Raw genomic sequence first — 16,515 nt, 5'->3', positions numbered from 1 at the left:
GTCCGGGGCCTGCGGGTTTAGGGGCCGAGGGCCGTGACCGCTCCGAAGTGAGAGCGAGCGTCGAAAGACAGCGACTGTCATGAGACGGCGAACGGCCACGGCTCGGGAGCCGTGGCCGTCGGGGTGGGGCGGGGCGGGGCGGTGAAGGCCGGGGGGACGGGCCTACGCGTGCTGGTACGCCACCAGGGAGATCCCCACGTAGTGCACGACGAACGCCGCGAGGGTGAGCGAGTGGAAGACCTCGTGGAAGCCGAACCAGCGGGGCGAGGGGTTCGGTCGCTTGATTCCGTAGATCACACCGCCCGCGCTGTAGAGCAGTCCGCCGACGATCACGAGCACCAGGACGGCGATCCCGCCCGTGCGCATGAAGTCGGGGAGGAAGAAGACCGCGGCCCAGCCCATCGCGATGTAGCAGGGGGTGTAGAGCCAGCGGGGGGCGCCGACCCAGAAGACGCGGAAGACTATGCCGGCCGCCGCCGCGGCCCAGATGCCCCACAGCAGCCACTGGCCCTTGGCGCCCGGCAGAAGCAGCAGGGTCAGGGGGGTGTAGGTGCCCGCGATGATCAGGAAGATGTTGGCATGGTCGAGCCGGCGCAGTACGCCGTCCATGCGCGGGCCCCAGTTGCCGCGGTGGTAGAGCGCGCTGACGCCGAAGAGCAGACAGGCCGTCAGAACGTAGATGCCGCAGGCGATTCGGCCTCGGGTCGAGTCCGCGAGGGCCGTGAGCACCAGGCCTGCGATGAGGACGGCCGGGAACATGGCGAGGTGCAGCCACCCGCGCAGCTTCGGCTTGACCGGATGGGGCAGGGGGAGCGCAACGGGACCGCGGCCGGCTGCCGGCGAGTCCGTGGGCGCGTCGGGGACGGACGCAGTCATGCGCCGCATCGTACCTACGGAACCGTAAGTTGTGGATCAAAGTGCGACCGTTATCACCCGGGCTGCCCGCCCTGTGGGGAGGTCGCGTCAACGCAAAAAATCTTTTTGCCGAATCCTGCGCGCACGCGAAGAAACGCGGGGACACGTGGCGATCCTCACTCCGCTCAGCTGTGACGCCCTCTGGACAGATGCGCAATCTCGTCGGATGATCAAATGAGTGCGGTCGGCACCGGATGAGCGGCTACGAAGCATCCGGGTCGCAGCCCCCACGGGGCAACCAACAGAAAACCCCTCATCTAGGAGCGATCGTGGCGCGCGACATCGCGGCTCCCTCAACCGTCCCCACCCAGCACAAGGACCTGATCTCGTGGGTCAACGAGATCACCGAACTGACGCAGCCGGACAGCGTGGTCTGGTGTGACGGATCCGAGGCCGAATACGAGCGCCTGTGCGAGGAACTTGTCCGCAAGGGCACGTTCAAGAAGCTCGACCCGATCAAGCGCCCGAACTCCTACTACGCGGCCTCCGACCCGACCGATGTCGCACGGGTCGAGGACCGGACCTTCATATGCTCCGAGCGCGAGCAGGACGCCGGCCCGACCAACCACTGGAAGGCGCCCGCCGAGATGCGGGAGATCTTCCAGGGTGAGAAGGGCCTGTTCCGCGGTTCCATGCGTGGCCGCACGATGTACGTCGTGCCGTTCTGCATGGGCCCGCTGGGCTCGCCGCTCTCCGCGATCGGCGTCGAGATCACGGACTCCGCGTACGTGGCCGTCTCCATGCGCACGATGACGCGCATGGGGCAGACGGTCCTGGACGAACTCGGCTCCGAGGGCTTCTTCGTCAAGGCCGTCCACACCCTGGGTGCCCCGCTGGAGCCCGGCCAGAAGGACGTCCCCTGGCCCTGCAACCAGACCAAGTACATCTCGCACTTCCCCGAGAGCCGCGAGATCTGGTCCTACGGTTCCGGCTACGGCGGCAACGCCCTGCTCGGCAAGAAGTGCTACGCGCTGCGCATCGCCTCCGTGATGGCGCGCGACGAGGGCTGGCTCGCCGAGCACATGCTGATCCTGAAGCTGACGCCCCCGCACGGCGGCTCGAAGTATGTCGCGGCGGCCTTCCCGAGCGCCTGCGGCAAGACGAACCTCGCCATGCTGGAGCCGACGATCTCCGGCTGGACGGTCGAGACGATCGGCGACGACATCGCGTGGATGCGGTTCGGCAAGGACGGCCAGCTGTACGCGATCAACCCCGAGGCCGGTTTCTTCGGTGTCGCGCCCGGTACCGGTGAGCACACCAACGCCAATGCGATGAAGACGCTGTGGGGCAACTCCGTCTTCACCAACGTCGCGCTGACCGACGACAACGACATCTGGTGGGAGGGTATGACGGAGGAGACTCCGGCCCATCTCACCGACTGGAAGGGCAACGACTGGACGCCGGAGTCCGGGACCCCGGCCGCCCACCCCAACGCCCGCTTCACCGTCCCCGCCTCGCAGTGCCCGATCATCGCGCCCGAGTGGGAGGACCCGAAGGGTGTGCCGATCTCGGCGATCCTCTTCGGCGGCCGCCGCGCCAGCGCGGTGCCGCTGGTGACGGAGTCCTTCGACTGGAACCACGGTGTGTTCCTCGGTGCGAACGTCGCCTCCGAGAAGACCGCCGCGGCCGAGGGCAAGGTCGGCGAGCTGCGCCGCGACCCGTTCGCCATGCTGCCGTTCTGCGGCTACAACATGGGCGACTACATGGGCCACTGGGTCGATGTGGCCAAGGGCAAGGACCAGGCGAAGCTGCCGAAGATCTACTACGTCAACTGGTTCCGCAAGAACGACGAGGGCAAGTTCGTCTGGCCCGGCTTCGGCGAGAACAGCCGCGTCCTGAAGTGGATCGTCGAGCGTCTGGAGGGCAAGGCCGAGGGCGTCGAGACCCCGATCGGCATCCTGCCGACGAAGGAGGCGCTGGACACGCACGGCCTGGAGCTGTCGGAGTCCGACCTCGACTTCCTGCTCACCGTCGACAAGGACGTGTGGCGCGAGGAAGCGGCGCTGGTGCCCGAGCACCTCAACACCTTCGGTGACCACACGCCGAAGGAGCTGTGGGACCAGTACCGCGCGCTGGTGCAGCGCCTGGGCTGAAGCCCCCGAGAACTCCGCGGCCGGTCCGACTAGCCCTGACCTGCGAAGTCGTCACGAAGGCCGGCCGCGGTGCCAGCACCGCAGTGCACCGGGCCGGGGCCCGCATCCGTACAACGGCGTACGGATGCGGGCCCCGGCCCGGTGCGTCTCTCTTCCCGTACACACCGTGAATACCGTAAAAAACGGGCAGGCATGGGCAATTCACCTATGGTGATGCCATGCGCGGAATCCTGTTGGCCGGGGGCACCGGCTCGCGGCTGTGGCCGTTGACCCGCTCGGTGTCGAAGCAGCTTCTTCCGGTCTTCGACAAGCCCATGGTCTATTACCCGCTTTCCACACTCGTGATGGCGGGGGTCCGGGAGATCCTGGTCATCACCACGCCCGAAGACCAGTGCCAATTCCGCCGGTTGCTCGGCGACGGCCGTCAACTCGGCCTGCGGCTGGAATATCTCGTCCAGGAACGCCCGGAGGGCATCGCGCAGGCCTTTGTACTGGGCGCCGACTTCCTCGACGGCGAGCCGGTCGCCCTGATCCTCGGCGACAACATCTTCCACGGAAGCGGCCTCGGCACCCGGCTGGCCCGCCATGACGATCTGGCCGGCGGCAGGGTGTTCGCGTACCCGGTCGCCAACCCCTGCGCCTACGGCGTCGTCGAGTTCGACGACCAGGGGAGGGCCCTGTCCATCGAGGAGAAGCCGGCCCGGCCGCGCTCCCGGTACGCCGTGCCCGGACTGTACTTCTACGACCGCCACGTCGTGGACATCGCCCGCGGTCTGCGCCCCAGCGCCCGGGGCGAGTTGGAGATCACCGACCTCAACCGTGTCTATCTCGACGCCGGAACGCTCCAAGTCACCCGGCTCGACCGGGGCACCGCATGGCTGGACACCGGCACCTTCACGTCCCTGGTCCAGGCCTCGGAGTTCGTGCGGGTGATCGAGGAGCGCCAGGGCTTCAAGGTCGGCTGTGTCGAGGAGGCCGTCTGGCGGGCCGGCCTGATCGACGACGACCGGCTCCGCGAACTGGCCCAGCCGCTGCTCAAGAGCGGATACGGCAGCTATCTGCTGGGGCTGCTGGACGAATACGGCTGTGTGGTCCCGCCCCGGCGGGAGCCCGGATCGCGGCCCGCGGAACTGCTGTCGATGGGACCCGAACTCTAAAGTCCCGCGGCAAATGTCCCGAAGACACATACGGGCGGGTGCCCCGAAGGCACACGCGGGCGGGATGCCCCGAGGGCGCGCGGGGACGGGACGTCCCGAAGGCGCACACGGACACGGTGACCCACGACAACAGCGGCGCGGTGGAAGGAAGCAGGCGCGTGCGACCACTTGGCATCGAAGGGGCCTGGGCGGACACACCCAGGGTGTTCACGGACGACAGGGGCAGATTCCACGAGTGGTTCAAGGGAGAAACGTTCCAGGGCTCCACCGGCCAGGGATTCGGGCTCGCCCAGGCCAACTGCTCCCGCTCCGCGCGCGGCACGCTGCGCGGTGTCCACTACGCGGCGGTCCCGCCCGGCCAGGCCAAGTACGTCACCTGTGTCAGCGGTGCCGTCCTCGACGTGGTCGTCGACGTCCGCACCGGCTCCCCGACCTTCGGGGCCTGGGAGGCGGTCCGGCTCGACGACACCACCCACCGCTGCCTCTATCTCTCGGAGGGGCTGGGCCACGCCTTCATCGCGTTGGAGAACAACTCCACCGTGGTCTATCTGTGTTCGCAGCCCTATGCCCCGCAGCAGGAGTACGGGATCAACCCGCTCGATCCGGCCCTGGGCATCGCCTGGCCCGAGGACGTCGTACCGCTCCTGTCCGACAAGGACGCCGCGGCACCCACGTTGGAGGAGGCCGAGCGGCAGGGCCTGCTGCCGTCCTTCGAGGCGTGCGAGGCGTATCGCGGAAGTCTGGTGAACAGCGCCTGAGTCGACCGGGAGGCGTTCCCCGGCATGTCACGGCGCGGACGCGTTCATGGCAGCCGCGTGGGTGATCTTGGCCGGTGACACGGAGTGACATGCAGTCAACTCGTGACGGAGAGTGAAACAGTGTGCTGCGTCCGTGGCCACGGGCAACGTGAGTGCCCCAGTACGTGCACTCACGGGTGTGGTCACTCCACGTTTCGTGAGGAAGGTTCTCAGTGAGCCGTAGAACTACCCGAAGTTCACGCGTGAAATCCGCCACGATGGTCTCGGTCGGCGCGCTTGCCGTCGTGCTGAACATCGCTCCGAGCGCGGTGGCCGTCGCCGACGCGATCCACCGGTCCGGCGCAGCGAGCAGTGTGGGGCTGCCCGGCCCCCACGGAGCCGTGAGTGCTCACCACGGTAAGAGCATGGTGAAGGGCATCAACGGCGGTCACGGCGATCACGACCGCGGGGACCGTGGGCCGCAGGGATCGCGCGGCCGGGACGGCGACCGCGGCCCGCAGGGTCCGCGGGGCGGGGACGGCGACCGCGGCCCGCAGGGTCCGCGCGGCGGGTCGGGTCCGCAGGGTCCGCAGGGGCCCCAGGGTCCGGGCGGGACCGGTCCGCAGGGTCCGCAGGGCGGCAGAGGTCCCCAGGGCCCGCAGGGTGTTCAGGGTTCGACGGGTATCCCCGGTCCGCAGGGCATCCCGGGTGCGCAGGGCATCCCGGGTGCGCAGGGTGTCCCGGGTGTTCAGGGTGCTACGGGTACGCAGGGTGCCACCGGTGCTCAGGGCATCACCGGTGCGCAGGGTGTCCCGGGTGTTCAGGGCGCTACGGGTACGCAGGGCGCCACCGGCACTCAGGGCGCCACGGGTGCGCAGGGCATCACTGGTGCGCAGGGTGTCCCGGGTGTTCAGGGTGCTACGGGTACGCAGGGCGCCACTGGTTCACAGGGCATCCCGGGTGCGCAGGGTGTCCCAGGTGTTCAGGGTGCTACGGGTACGCAGGGCGCCACGGGTGCGCAGGGCATCCCGGGTACGCAGGGTGTCCCGGGTACGCAGGGTGCAACGGGTGCGCAGGGTGCGACGGGTCTTCCCGGCCCGCAGGGCATCCCTGGTGCGCAGGGCATCCCGGGTACGCAGGGTGCGACCGGTGCTCAGGGCGCCACGGGCGCGACGGGTCTTCCCGGCCCGCAGGGTGTCCCGGGTACGCAGGGCATCCCGGGTACGCAGGGTGCGACCGGTGCTCAGGGCGCGACCGGTACCCAGGGTGCTACGGGTACTCAGGGTGCCACCGGTGCCCAGGGCGCCACCGGTGCTCAGGGCGTCCCGGGCGACATCGGCCCGCAGGGCTTCCAGGGCATTACCGGTGCGCAGGGTGCGGCCGGTGCTCAGGGTGCGACGGGTGCCCAGGGCTTCCAGGGTGACCCGGGTGTTCAGGGTGGCACCGGCGCGCAGGGCATTCCCGGTGCGCAGGGTGCGGCCGGTGCTCAGGGTGCGACGGGTGCCCAGGGCTTCCAGGGTGACCCGGGTGTTCAGGGTGCGAGCGGTGCGCAGGGTGCAGCCGGTGCGCAGGGTGCGGCCGGTGCTCAGGGCGCCACGGGTGCGCAGGGTGCGACCGGTGGCCTGGCCGGCACCACCCTCGCAGTCGGGCTGCCGGGGCCGCAGTCCATCGCGCTTTGCCCCGCAGGCACCGTGGTCCTCAGCGGCGGATACCAGGCGTCTCCCGGCGCCTCGGTGAGCGAGAGCGAACCGGTCGGCACCCAGGGGTGGCAGGCCACCATCGCCGGTACCGGCACGGTCACGGCCATCGCGATCTGCGGAACGGCCGCCGTCGGTCCGTGATCCGCGGAGCGGTGCCGAGTGGCCGCCTGACCCGAAAATGAGCGACGGTGCCCCGAGGCCTCGGCCTCGCGGGCACCGTCCGCGTTCCCCCGCCCGACCCGTCACCTTCGCCCGACCCGTCGACTTCGCTCGACCCGTAAACTTCGCATTCGACCCATAACCTCGGAGAGCCATGCGTATCCTCGTGACCGGCGGCGCCGGATTCATCGGTTCGGAATACGTCCGTCGACGGCTGAACGCGGACCCGGCGGCGCGGATCACTGTTCTCGACACACTCACCTATTCAGGGGTCGAGGCCAATCTGGCACCGGTGGCGGAACACCCCGCTTATCACTTCGTCCGGGGCGACATCTGTGATCCGGATCTGGTCGACCAGGTGATGGCGGGCCAGGACGCGGTGGTGCATTTCGCCGCCGAGTCGCATGTGGACCGGTCGATCGACGGCGCCGGTCCGTTCGTCCGCACCAATGTGATGGGCACGCAGGTGCTGCTGGACGCGGCCCGCCGGCACGGGGTCGGCCGTTTTGTGCATGTCTCCACCGATGAGGTGTACGGCTCGATCAGCGAGGGCTCGTGGACCGAGGAGTGCCCGCTCGCGCCCAACTCCCCGTACGCCGCCTCGAAGGCCGGCTCCGATCTGCTGGCGCTCGCCTACCACCGCACCCACGGCCTGGACGTCGTGGTCACCCGGTGCACCAACAACTACGGGCCGCACCAGTTCCCCGAGAAGGTCATCCCGCTCTTCATCACCCGGCTGCTCGACGGCGGGACCGTCCCTCTGTACGGGGACGGGCGCAACGTCCGCGACTGGCTGCATGTCTCCGACCACTGCCGGGGCATCGACCTGGTCCTGGACGGCGGCAGGGCCGGAGAGGTCTACCACATCGGCGGCGGGACCGAGTTGAGCAACCACAAGCTGACCGGGCTGCTGCTGGACGCGGCCGGTGCGGGCTGGGACCGGGTCGAGTACGCGGCCGACCGCAAGGGCCACGACCTGCGGTACTCGCTGGACGACGGCAAGATCCGCGAGGAGCTGGGCTATGCCCCGCGGATCGACTTCGCGGACGGGCTGGCCGCCACGGTGGCCTGGTACCGCACGCATCGCTCCTGGTGGGAGCCGTTGAAGGAGAGAGCGACGCTGCGGTGACCACGAACTGGCTGGTGACCGGCGCGCACGGGCTGCTCGGCCAGGAGGTACGGGCCGAACTCGCCGCCGATCCCGACGCCGTGGTGACGGCACTGGGCCGCGACCGGCTCGACATCACCGACCCGGCCGCCGTGCGCGCGGCCGTCGACGGCCACCGGGTGGTCGTCAACTGCGCGGCGTGGACGGACGTCGACGGCGCCGAACGCTCCGAGGCGGCGGCGACCGCCGTGAACGGCACGGGCGTGAGGCATCTCGCGCGTGCCTGCGCGGACAGCGGGGCGCTGCTGCTGCACCTCTCCACCGACTATGTGTTCCCGGGCGACGCCCGCCGCCCGTACCCCGAGGACGCCCCGACGGCGCCGGTCAACGCGTACGGGCGAAGCAAACGGGAGGGGGAGCGGGCGGTCGCCGAACTGCTGCCGGGGACCGGCTACATCGTACGGACGGCCTGGCTCTACGGTGCGCACGGCCGCAACTTCGTGACCACCATGCTCGACCTCGCGGCCCGGCGTCCGACCCTGGACGTGGTGGCCGACCAGCACGGCCAGCCGACCTGGGCCCGGGCGCTGGCCCGGCAACTGGCCGCCCTCGGCCGGGCCGCCCTGGCCGGACGGGCACCGGCCGGGATCTACCACGGCACGGCGGCCGGCCGGACCACGTGGCACGGGCTGGCGCGGGAGACCTTCCGGCTCAGCGGCCTCGACCCGGCCCGGGTCCGGCCGGTCGGCTCGGACAAGGTCCCGCGCCCGGCCGCCCGCCCGGCGTTCGGTGTGCTCGGCCACGACAACTGGGCCCGAGCGGGCCTCGCCCCGCTCCCGAGCTGGGACGACCAGCTGACCGCGGCCCTGGGCACACCGCCCTTTGCCGCGCTGGCCGACGCGGCGCGCACGGCCCCGGTCCGGTGACGCACGGGTGCCCCGCGGAACCCTCGGGTTCCGCGGGGCACCCGCCGTGTTCGGGGCTAGACCAGCAGCGGACCGCCGCAGCGCTCGGCGCCCTCCTTCATCGCGATGAGGTTGGCGACGACGTAGGAGATGTCGTTGCGGGAGTGCCACTCGGTGGGGAAGTAGGTGACCAGCCGTGACGACTGGAACCTGGCCTCGATCTCGGGCACGAAGGTGCGGTACTGGTTGTCCGTGTAGTACCAGAACGAGTTCTCGTTGTAGAAGGCGACGTGGGTCGGGTCCTGGTACGCGCCGCGCCCGTCGGAGCTGGGCGTCATGGTGAGGAGCATGCCGCCGGGGGCCAGCAGCCGGTACAGCTCGTTGATCAGCGGCACCTTGGCGGGCACGTGCTCCAGGAAGTCCACCGCCCGCATCAGGCCCACGGAGTTGTCGGGCAGGTCCAGCGGGTCGGGCAGGGTCGCGACGATGTCGACGCCCTCTCCCGGATGCTGGTCCACGCCCAGGTAGCCGGGCGGTTTGCGATGGGCCGCACCGAGGTCCAGCGCGACCAGCCCGCGCCGCTCGGTCCAGGCGAGCGCGTTGGCCTCGATGTACTTGTCGTACAGGGCGACCGTCTCGCGCTGGATGTGCGCGTTGATCTCGGGGTCGCGCTGGGTGTTCGACGGATGCATCCGCTGCAGATACAGACAGCGGGGGATCTGGTGGAAGTCGCCGATGTGGAACAGCCGGCACATCAGGTCCTGGTCGTCGAGGACCGTGCGGGTGGCGTCGTAGCCGCCGGCCTTCTCGTAGCTCTCCTTGCGGAACGCCCGCACATGGTTGGGGGCGTACCAGATGTAGGAGACGTTGTGCGGGGTCGGGGCCATGGACTTGGCCTGGAGCAGGGTGCGGCCGTCGACGCGCACCTCTTCGTAGTGCCAGCCGTGCGCCTCGTTGAAGCGTGTGTCGTCCCGCTGCCCGTCCTCGGTGATCTGAGCGGTGTTGCTGTAGACGAACACGGCCTCGGGGTGCTCGTCGAACGCCTCGCCGAGTTCCGCGAGGCACGCCTTCGCCAGCAGGTCGTCGTGGTCGAGTTCCACGAGGATCTCGCCGCGGGCCAGCTCGCAGGCCCTGCGCTTGGCCGCCCCGACGCCGCGGACGTCGTCCGCGATCTCCACGCGCACCCGCTCGTCGGGCTGCTCGGGCCGCCACCGGGCACCGTTGTTGAGCAGGACGATCCACTCCCAGTCCGGACAGGTCTGCGCCTGCAGCGTCGCCAGGCACTCATCGAGGAATCGGGGCCGGTGGCTGGGTGTGAAGACGGAGAACCTGGGTGTTGCAGTCGACGTCATCTGGAGTCACCTGCTTGGCTCGATGTCGGTGGGGGGCTTACGTCGTCCCGGAACTGTTCGGGCACCGCGGGGTACAGCGAGGGGTCCGCGGCCACGGCACGGCGGAACTCGGCCGTCGCCTCGTGGTCCCGGTCCTTCTTCGCCAGGATCTGGCCGAGTTGCAGATGGGCCGTCGAGGCCTCGGGGGTGGCGGCGATGGCGCGCCTGAGGAGCGTGACGGCCCGGTCGGGGTCGCTCGACTTCAGCAGCACCGCCTCGTTGTAGAGGGCGGAGCCGTACTTCGGGTCGAGCTTCAGCGCCTTGTCGTAGGCCGCACGGGCGTCGGCGGTTTTGCCCTCCTGCTGTGCGAGGACCCCGAGGTTGTACCAGGCGATCTTGTTGTGGGGGTCCAGGTCGAGCACACGCCGGTAGGTGCGGGCCGCACCGGCCGTGTCGTGGTACTGCGCCTGCAACATGGCGGCGGCCAGAAGCGTGCCCGCGTCCGGGCTTTTCCAGGCCGTCGGCGCGGCCTTGGAGTCCGCGGGCCGGCCCGGGTGGGACTGCACCGCCCAGAAGGCGATCCCGCCGGCGATCGCCGCTGTTCCGGCGAGCCCTGCCCACAATGTCCTACGTTTCACTTTGCCACATCTCGCGGAATGGTGAGGGAACCCCCCTTATTTCCGCCGACGTTACGAGTCCGCGCGTGTGACACCGCCCATCGGCAGGCGGTTGGGGTCATGGTCCACCCGAATGCATGCACATCAAGGCGCGGGGTGCGGGAAGCGGTCCCCAATCTCGTGCTGTCATCGGTTAATTGGGCGGACTGTTCGGTAATTCGTCCGTAGATAAGGCTGTCAGCGTGCCGAGAGCGCGAAAGTGTATGTGGGGTGGGCGAGTTCGCGGGGCCCTGAAGGGTGGGGCGGGGGGACGCGCGGGGCCCGGGCGGTGGGGCGCGAGGGGGCGCAAAAGGTGGCGCCCGGTCCGCGCGTCGCTGCGGGTGCACGCGGACCGGGGCCGTCAGGGGAGCCGGCGGGGGGCGGCTCGGGAGGGGTCAGCCGGCGGCGATCGGCTCGGCCGACGCGGCGGCATGGGCGTCGATGCGCTCCGCCGACAGGATCGCGGCCGCCGTGTCCGCGCGGGACGCCGCCACGACCAGGGCCCGGCCCGCCAGCGCGTGCGCGCGCCGGTGGAGGGCCGCGATCTGCGCTTCACCGCCGTGTGCGGCGGGGGTCGCACGGACCGGCGGTATGCCCCCGCGCAGTCGCGCCACCTGCTCGGTGAGACGCTCGGCCGCCGTGTCCAGGTCCCCGCACGGGGCCAGGGACCGCAGCTCGTCGGTCACCGCGAGCAGTGCGGCCAGATGACCGGCGAGCTGGATGTCCAGCTCCTCCTCGCGGGAGCGGTGCGGGAAGTCGGGGTCAGGGCAGGCCGGTGTGTGGACCGACTTGGTGCGGATCGGTTCGTACATGGACGGCGGCCTCCTGTGCTTGACAGGAAACCATCCTAGCTTGGAATTCGTCTAAAGTTGAGCCGGATCGCGGAACGCTTCGACCGGTCGCGCGCCGTGAGCACAGGGTGCCGGTGCGGGTCAGGGCTGGCCGTATCCGTCCAGGAAATTCCCAATCCGCGTGATCGCCGACGTCAGATCGGCCACGGTCGGCAGGGTCACCACTCGGAAGTGATCCGGCTCCGGCCAGTTGAAGCCCGTCCCCTGGACGACCATGATCTTCTCGCTGCGCAGCAGGTCGAGGACCATCTGCCGGTCGTCCTTGACCTTGAAGACGTTCGGGTCGAGGCGCGGGAACAGATACAGCGCGCCCTTCGGCTTCACGCAGGTCACGCCCGGGATCCGGGTCAGCAGCTCGTACGCCGCGTCCCGCTGCTCCTTCAGCCGCCCGCCCGGCAGCACCAGTTCGTTGATCGTCTGGCGGCCGCTGAGCGCCGCCACCACGCCGTGCTGGCCCGGCATGTTCGCGCACAGCCGCATGTTCGCGAGGATCGTCAGGCCCTCGATGTACGACGCCGCGTGCGCCCGGGGGCCGGAGATCGCCATCCAGCCCACCCGGTACCCCGCCACCCGGTACGCCTTCGACATGCCGTTGAAGGTGAGGGTCAGCAGGTCCGGGGCCACCGCCGCCGTGGGGGTGTGGGTGGCGTCGTCGTAGAGGATCTTGTCGTAGATCTCGTCGGAGCAGACGAGGAGGTTGTGCCGGCGCGCGATGTCCGTCAGACCGCGCAGCATCGCCTCGTCGTAGACCGCGCCCGTCGGGTTGTTCGGATTGATGATGACGAGGGCCTTGGTGCGGTCGGTGATCTTGCGTTCCACGTCCGCCAGGTCCGGCATCCAGTCGGACTGCTCGTCGCAGCGGTAGTGCACGGCCGTGCCGCCCGCCAGGGACACGGCCGCCGTCCACAGGGGGTAGTCCGGGGCCGGTACGAGCACCTCGTCGCCGTCGTCCAGCAGGCCCTGCATCGCCATGACGATCAGCTCGGAGACGCCGTTGCCGATGAAGACGTGCTCGACGTCCGTCTCGATGCCGAGGGTCTGGTTGTGCATCACGACCGCCCGGCGGGCGGCGAGCAGGCCCTTGGCGTCGCCGTAGCCGTGGGCCGTCGAGACATTGCGGAGGATGTCCTCCAGGATCTCGGGCGGGCAGTCGAAGCCGAAGGCGGCCGGGTTGCCGGTGTTGAGCTTGAGGATGCGGTGACCCGCCGCCTCCAGCCGCATCGCCTCCTCGAGAACCGGGCCCCGGATCTCGTAGCAGACATTGGCGAGCTTCGTGGACTGGATCACCTGCATGTCCGTGAGCTTACGGCCGCGTCTGCGCTCATGCCGCGTGTTTTCCACCACGTGGGCGGTGTCGGTTCGACGGGTCGTCCCCGGGCGGCCGCATCACGTGTCACTTCCGCCCCTAAAATGCACGCCCATGTCTTGGGAACATCGGCCCGGCGGCGGGACGCACGGCGCGAACGCCGTCAATGGCGCGACGGGCGCTCATCCCGCCGGGGGAACGCATCCGGAGAGCGGGGCACCGCAGAGTCCCCCGAACGTGTATCACCCGCACGCTGAGGCGACCCCCGAGTACGACGGGTACGCCGACCCGGCGGCCGCCCATGGCTGGCAGAACGCCTACGACGAGACGCGCGAGCTGCCCCCGGTGACGCTCGATGAGTACGGCCCGGCGGGACCCGCCCCGGAAGGTCCGGCGGCGCCCGCTTCCGGGGACCCGGCGATGCCCGCAGCCCGGGGCGGCCCGCGGCGCCGGGCGCGGCCCGCGTCGCGCTCCCGGGGGCCCCGTCGTCTGCTCCTGGCCGTCGGGGCACTCGGTGTCGTGGGCGTGGCCGCCGCTCTGGCCGGGGGCTTCGGCTCCGGTTCCGCCGGCGGCGCGCAGGGCGGCACCGAGGAGTCCGCGCGGCCGAAGGCGGCCCGGTCCGACGAGCCCGCGGAGAGCGGCTCCCCGTCCTCCGGCTCCCCGCTCTCCGGCTCCGCCTCGACCTCCGTCGGGCCGTCCCGTTCCGTCGCGCCGGCCGCCGCCGTGAGCGTGTCCCCGACGGCTGCCGCCGCACGGGAGGTGCCCGCCACGCGGAGCGCGGATCCGGCCACCTCCACGGCGGCACCCACCGGCCCCACCTCCTCCGCCCCGCCCTCCGTCACCGCGAGTCCCGCCGCGTCGGACGGCAACTGGCACGGCAGACCGGGCCACGGGCACGGGGGCACCAGGCATCCCTGGTAGAGGGGACGGGCGCGGGCGCCCCGGCGACACGGCCGAAAACCGATCCTTGCCCCGGCCCACCCCTACGTTGACAATGCGCATGACAAATACAGGCGGGCCGGAGGTTCTCCGGCCCGTCGCGTCAACGCAACCTCATCAAGAGGGGACCCCCCACATGAGAAAGCCTCTCGTCGCCGCGCTCTTCGCTCTGGTGATCGCCGGAGCCGGTGCGGCACCGGCGGTCGCGGCTCCCCAGGCCGCCCGGACCGCGCCCACGGCTTCCCGCACCACGGCGGCTTCCCCGACGGCCACGGTCAAGGCCGTCGACTTCGCCGGCACCGTCTCGCTCAGCAACTGCTCCGGCTCCGTCATCCGCTTCCCGAACTCCGCGGACAGCGACCCGGCGCTCGTGCTCACCAACGGCCACTGCCTGGAGACCGGCTTCCCCGACCCCGGCGAGGTCATCGTCGGACAGTCCTCCAGCCGTACGTTCGGACTGCTCAACTCCTCGGGCGGCAGGGTCGCGACGCTGCGCGCCAATAAGGTCGCGTACTCCACGATGACCGACACGGACGTCACGATCTACCAGCTCACCAGCACCTACGCGCAGATCAAGAGCTCGTACGGCATCAGCGCGCTCTCCGTCGCGGACACCCACCCGGTCGCCGGCACGGCCATCAAGGTCGTCTCCGGCTACTGGAAGCGCATCTACAGCTGCAACGTCGACGGGTTCGTCTACCGCCTGAAGGAGGGTGACTGGACCTGGAAGGACTCGGTCCGCTACACCTCCGCCTGCGACACCATCGGCGGCACCTCGGGGTCGCCTGTCATCGACAACAGCACCGGCAAGGTCGTCGCCGTCAACAACACCGGCAACGAGGACGGCGAGAGGTGCACCGAGAACAACCCCTGTGAGGTCGACCAGAGCGGCAATGTGACCGTCCGTCAGGGGATCAACTACGCCGAGGAGACCTATCTGATCCCCGCGTGCTTCGGCACCGGGAACAAGCTGAACCTCAACGCGAGCGGCTGCACCCTGCCCAAGCCGTAACCGCCCTCGGCGGCTCGACGGCGGGCGGTCACCGCGCAGTCCTGCGGACCGCCCGCCCCGCGAGGACGTCCGTCCGGCGTCCGTCCTCGATCACGAAACGGCCGTCGACCAGCACATAGGGGATGCCGGTCGGCAGCGCGCGCGGCCGCTCGAGGCCGGCGCCCGCCGCGACCGTGGCCGGATCGAAGAGCACCAGGTCGGCGCGGTATCCCTCGTGGACCAGTCCGCGGTCCGGCAGGCGCAGCCGGGCCGCCGGCCGCGCGGTGAGATGGGCGACGCACTCCTCCAGCGACAGCACCCCCAGCTCGCGGACGTACCGGCCGAGGTAGTGCGGGAAGGTGCCGTACGCCCGAGGATGCGGCTTCGCGCCCTGCAGGATGCCGTCGGAGCCTCCGGTGTGGACGCGATGCCGCATGATCGCCCGTACGTTCTCCTCGTGGCCCACATGCTGGAGGATCGTCGGCCCGAGCCGGTCCTCGACCAGCAGCCGGCGGGCCGTCACCCAGGGCTCCTCGCCGCGCCGGTCCGCCGCCTGCCGCACCGTCGTGCCGACGTACCCGGCGAGTGCCGGATCGCTCACCCCGGAGATCTCGACGGTGTCCCAGTCGACCGGCACCCCATGGCAGCCGTCGGCGCCGGTCACCTCCAGGTCGTGCCGGATCCGCTCGGCCGTCGCGGGGTCGGCGAGCCGCCGCAGGATCGCCTCCGGGCCGCCCTCGCTCGCCCAGCTCGGCAGCAGCGCCGCCAGTGTCGTGGAGCCCGGGGTGTAGGGGTAGGTGTCCAGGGAGATGTCCGCGCCCGCCGCCAGTGCGTCGTCGAGCAGAGCCAGCAGCTCGGGGGCGCGGCCCGCGTTCACGCCGAAGTTCATGGTGGCGTGCGCGAGGTGCAGCGGGCAGCCGGCCGTCCGGGCCAGGGCCACCATCTCCGCGTACGCTTCCAGGGCGCCCGCCCCGTAACTGCGGTGGTGCGGGCAGTAGTAGCCGCCGTACTCGGCCACCACCCGGCACAGCTCGGTGAGTTCGGCGTCCTTGGCGTACATGCCCGGGGTGTAGGTGAGCCCGGACGACATGCCGACCGCGCCCTGCTCCAGGCCCTCCGCGACCAGGCGCCGCATCCGGTCCAGCTCCCCGGGCGTCGCCTCCCGGTCCTCCCAGCCGACGGCCAGCATCCGGACCGTGCCCTGCGGGATCAGATAGGCGGCGTTGACCGCGATGCCCTGGTCCAGGCGGTCCAGATACTCACCCACCGTCCGCCAGGTGAAGTCGATGTCGTCGCCGTAGCCGTTCCAGCCGGTGATCGCGCGCCGCACCTCGGCCAGCGTGCGGTCGTCGACCGGAGCGTACGACAGCCCGTCCTGTCCGATGACCTCCAGCGTCACGCCCTGCGCCGCCTTCGCGCTGTGGTCGGGGTCGCGCAGCAGGGCGAGATCGCTGTGGGCGTGCATGTCGATGAAGCCGGGGGCGAGGACGAGACCCTCCGCGTCCAGCTCCCGCACGGCCCGGGGGCGCTGGCAGCCCGCCGCCGCGGCCTCCTGCACGATCGCGGTGATCCTGCCGCCGTCGATCACGACGTCGGCGCGGTACGAGGGTCCCCCGCTGCCGTCCACGACGTCCGCGTCCCGGATGACGAGCTGCTCCACGACCGGC

Annotated in this window: 14 protein-coding genes; 7 read left to right on the top strand and 7 right to left on the bottom strand. The window is 70.6% G+C overall.

What is annotated here, in order from left to right:
- Positions 1-162: 162 nt before the first annotated feature.
- Positions 163-876 (bottom strand): hemolysin III family protein, encoded by a 714-nt coding sequence (locus AB0L95_RS20935; protein WP_365163342.1) that lies wholly within the window; start codon positions 874-876, stop codon positions 163-165.
- Between the two features lie 308 nt (positions 877-1,184).
- Here AB0L95_RS20935 and AB0L95_RS20930 point away from each other — a divergent pair, with 308 nt between their 5' ends.
- The 3 genes from AB0L95_RS20930 to rfbC all read left to right on the top strand — a co-directional run bounded on the left by AB0L95_RS20930 (position 1,185) and on the right by rfbC (position 4,923).
- The gene (locus AB0L95_RS20930; RefSeq protein WP_365163341.1) at positions 1,185-3,008 is read left to right on the top strand and encodes a phosphoenolpyruvate carboxykinase (GTP); all 1,824 of its coding nucleotides are present in this window, start codon (positions 1,185-1,187) and stop codon (positions 3,006-3,008) included.
- 218 nt (positions 3,009-3,226) lie between these two features.
- On the top strand, positions 3,227-4,165 hold the full coding sequence (gene rfbA / locus AB0L95_RS20925) for a glucose-1-phosphate thymidylyltransferase RfbA (protein WP_365163340.1): 939 nt from the start codon (positions 3,227-3,229) through the stop codon (positions 4,163-4,165).
- Positions 4,166-4,323: 158 nt separating this feature from the next.
- Positions 4,324-4,923 (top strand): dTDP-4-dehydrorhamnose 3,5-epimerase, encoded by a 600-nt coding sequence (gene rfbC / locus AB0L95_RS20920; RefSeq protein ID WP_365163339.1) that lies wholly within the window; start codon positions 4,324-4,326, stop codon positions 4,921-4,923.
- A gap of 923 nt (positions 4,924-5,846) precedes the next feature.
- Here rfbC and AB0L95_RS20915 read toward each other — a convergent pair.
- Entirely contained in the window at positions 5,847-6,848 is a 1,002-nt protein-coding gene (locus AB0L95_RS20915; protein ID WP_365163338.1) for a hypothetical protein, read from the bottom strand.
- Between the two features lie 67 nt (positions 6,849-6,915).
- Here AB0L95_RS20915 and rfbB point away from each other — a divergent pair, with 67 nt between their 5' ends.
- Both rfbB and rfbD read left to right on the top strand, forming a co-directional pair.
- Positions 6,916-7,890, top strand: a complete 975-nt coding sequence (gene rfbB / locus AB0L95_RS20910; protein ID WP_365163337.1) for a dTDP-glucose 4,6-dehydratase — start codon at positions 6,916-6,918, stop codon at positions 7,888-7,890.
- The gene (gene rfbD / locus AB0L95_RS20905; RefSeq protein ID WP_365163336.1) at positions 7,887-8,795 is read left to right on the top strand and encodes a dTDP-4-dehydrorhamnose reductase; all 909 of its coding nucleotides are present in this window, start codon (positions 7,887-7,889) and stop codon (positions 8,793-8,795) included. The genes rfbB and rfbD overlap by 4 nt, the downstream gene beginning before the upstream one ends.
- 56 nt (positions 8,796-8,851) lie before the next feature.
- Here rfbD and AB0L95_RS20900 read toward each other — a convergent pair whose 3' ends face one another.
- From AB0L95_RS20900 to AB0L95_RS20885, 4 genes are all read right to left on the bottom strand, one after another.
- Positions 8,852-10,126: a glycosyltransferase gene (locus AB0L95_RS20900; protein ID WP_365163335.1), complete on the bottom strand. Its 1,275-nt coding sequence runs from the start codon at positions 10,124-10,126 to the stop codon at positions 8,852-8,854.
- The gene (locus AB0L95_RS20895) at positions 10,123-10,743 is read right to left on the bottom strand and encodes a tetratricopeptide repeat protein (protein WP_365163334.1); all 621 of its coding nucleotides are present in this window, start codon (positions 10,741-10,743) and stop codon (positions 10,123-10,125) included. Before AB0L95_RS20895 ends, AB0L95_RS20900 begins: the two co-directional genes overlap by 4 nt.
- 413 nt (positions 10,744-11,156) lie before the next feature.
- The gene (locus tag AB0L95_RS20890; protein ID WP_365163333.1) at positions 11,157-11,573 is read right to left on the bottom strand and encodes a hypothetical protein; all 417 of its coding nucleotides are present in this window, start codon (positions 11,571-11,573) and stop codon (positions 11,157-11,159) included.
- 120 nt (positions 11,574-11,693) lie between these two features.
- Entirely contained in the window at positions 11,694-12,905 is a 1,212-nt protein-coding gene (locus AB0L95_RS20885) for a pyridoxal phosphate-dependent aminotransferase (RefSeq protein WP_365163332.1), read from the bottom strand.
- Positions 12,906-13,032: 127 nt separating this feature from the next.
- Between AB0L95_RS20885 and AB0L95_RS20880 the strand changes: the two genes are divergently transcribed.
- Complete coding sequence (locus AB0L95_RS20880) at positions 13,033-13,839, top strand: hypothetical protein (RefSeq protein WP_365163331.1); 807 nt, start codon at positions 13,033-13,035, stop codon at positions 13,837-13,839.
- Between the two features lie 154 nt (positions 13,840-13,993).
- The gene (locus AB0L95_RS20875; protein WP_365163330.1) at positions 13,994-14,869 is read left to right on the top strand and encodes a serine protease; all 876 of its coding nucleotides are present in this window, start codon (positions 13,994-13,996) and stop codon (positions 14,867-14,869) included.
- Positions 14,870-14,897: 28 nt separating this feature from the next.
- Here AB0L95_RS20875 and AB0L95_RS20870 read toward each other — a convergent pair whose 3' ends face one another.
- The gene (locus AB0L95_RS20870) at positions 14,898-16,508 is read right to left on the bottom strand and encodes a D-aminoacylase (RefSeq protein ID WP_365163329.1); all 1,611 of its coding nucleotides are present in this window, start codon (positions 16,506-16,508) and stop codon (positions 14,898-14,900) included.
- Positions 16,509-16,515 lie beyond the last annotated feature (7 nt).

Origin of the sequence: Streptomyces sp. NPDC052036, from assembly GCF_040680495.1 — a bacterium.
Classification (GTDB): domain Bacteria; phylum Actinomycetota; class Actinomycetes; order Streptomycetales; family Streptomycetaceae; genus Streptomyces.
Note: the sequence above shows the minus strand (reverse complement) of the source record. Positions and strands in the feature narration are given on the sequence as shown.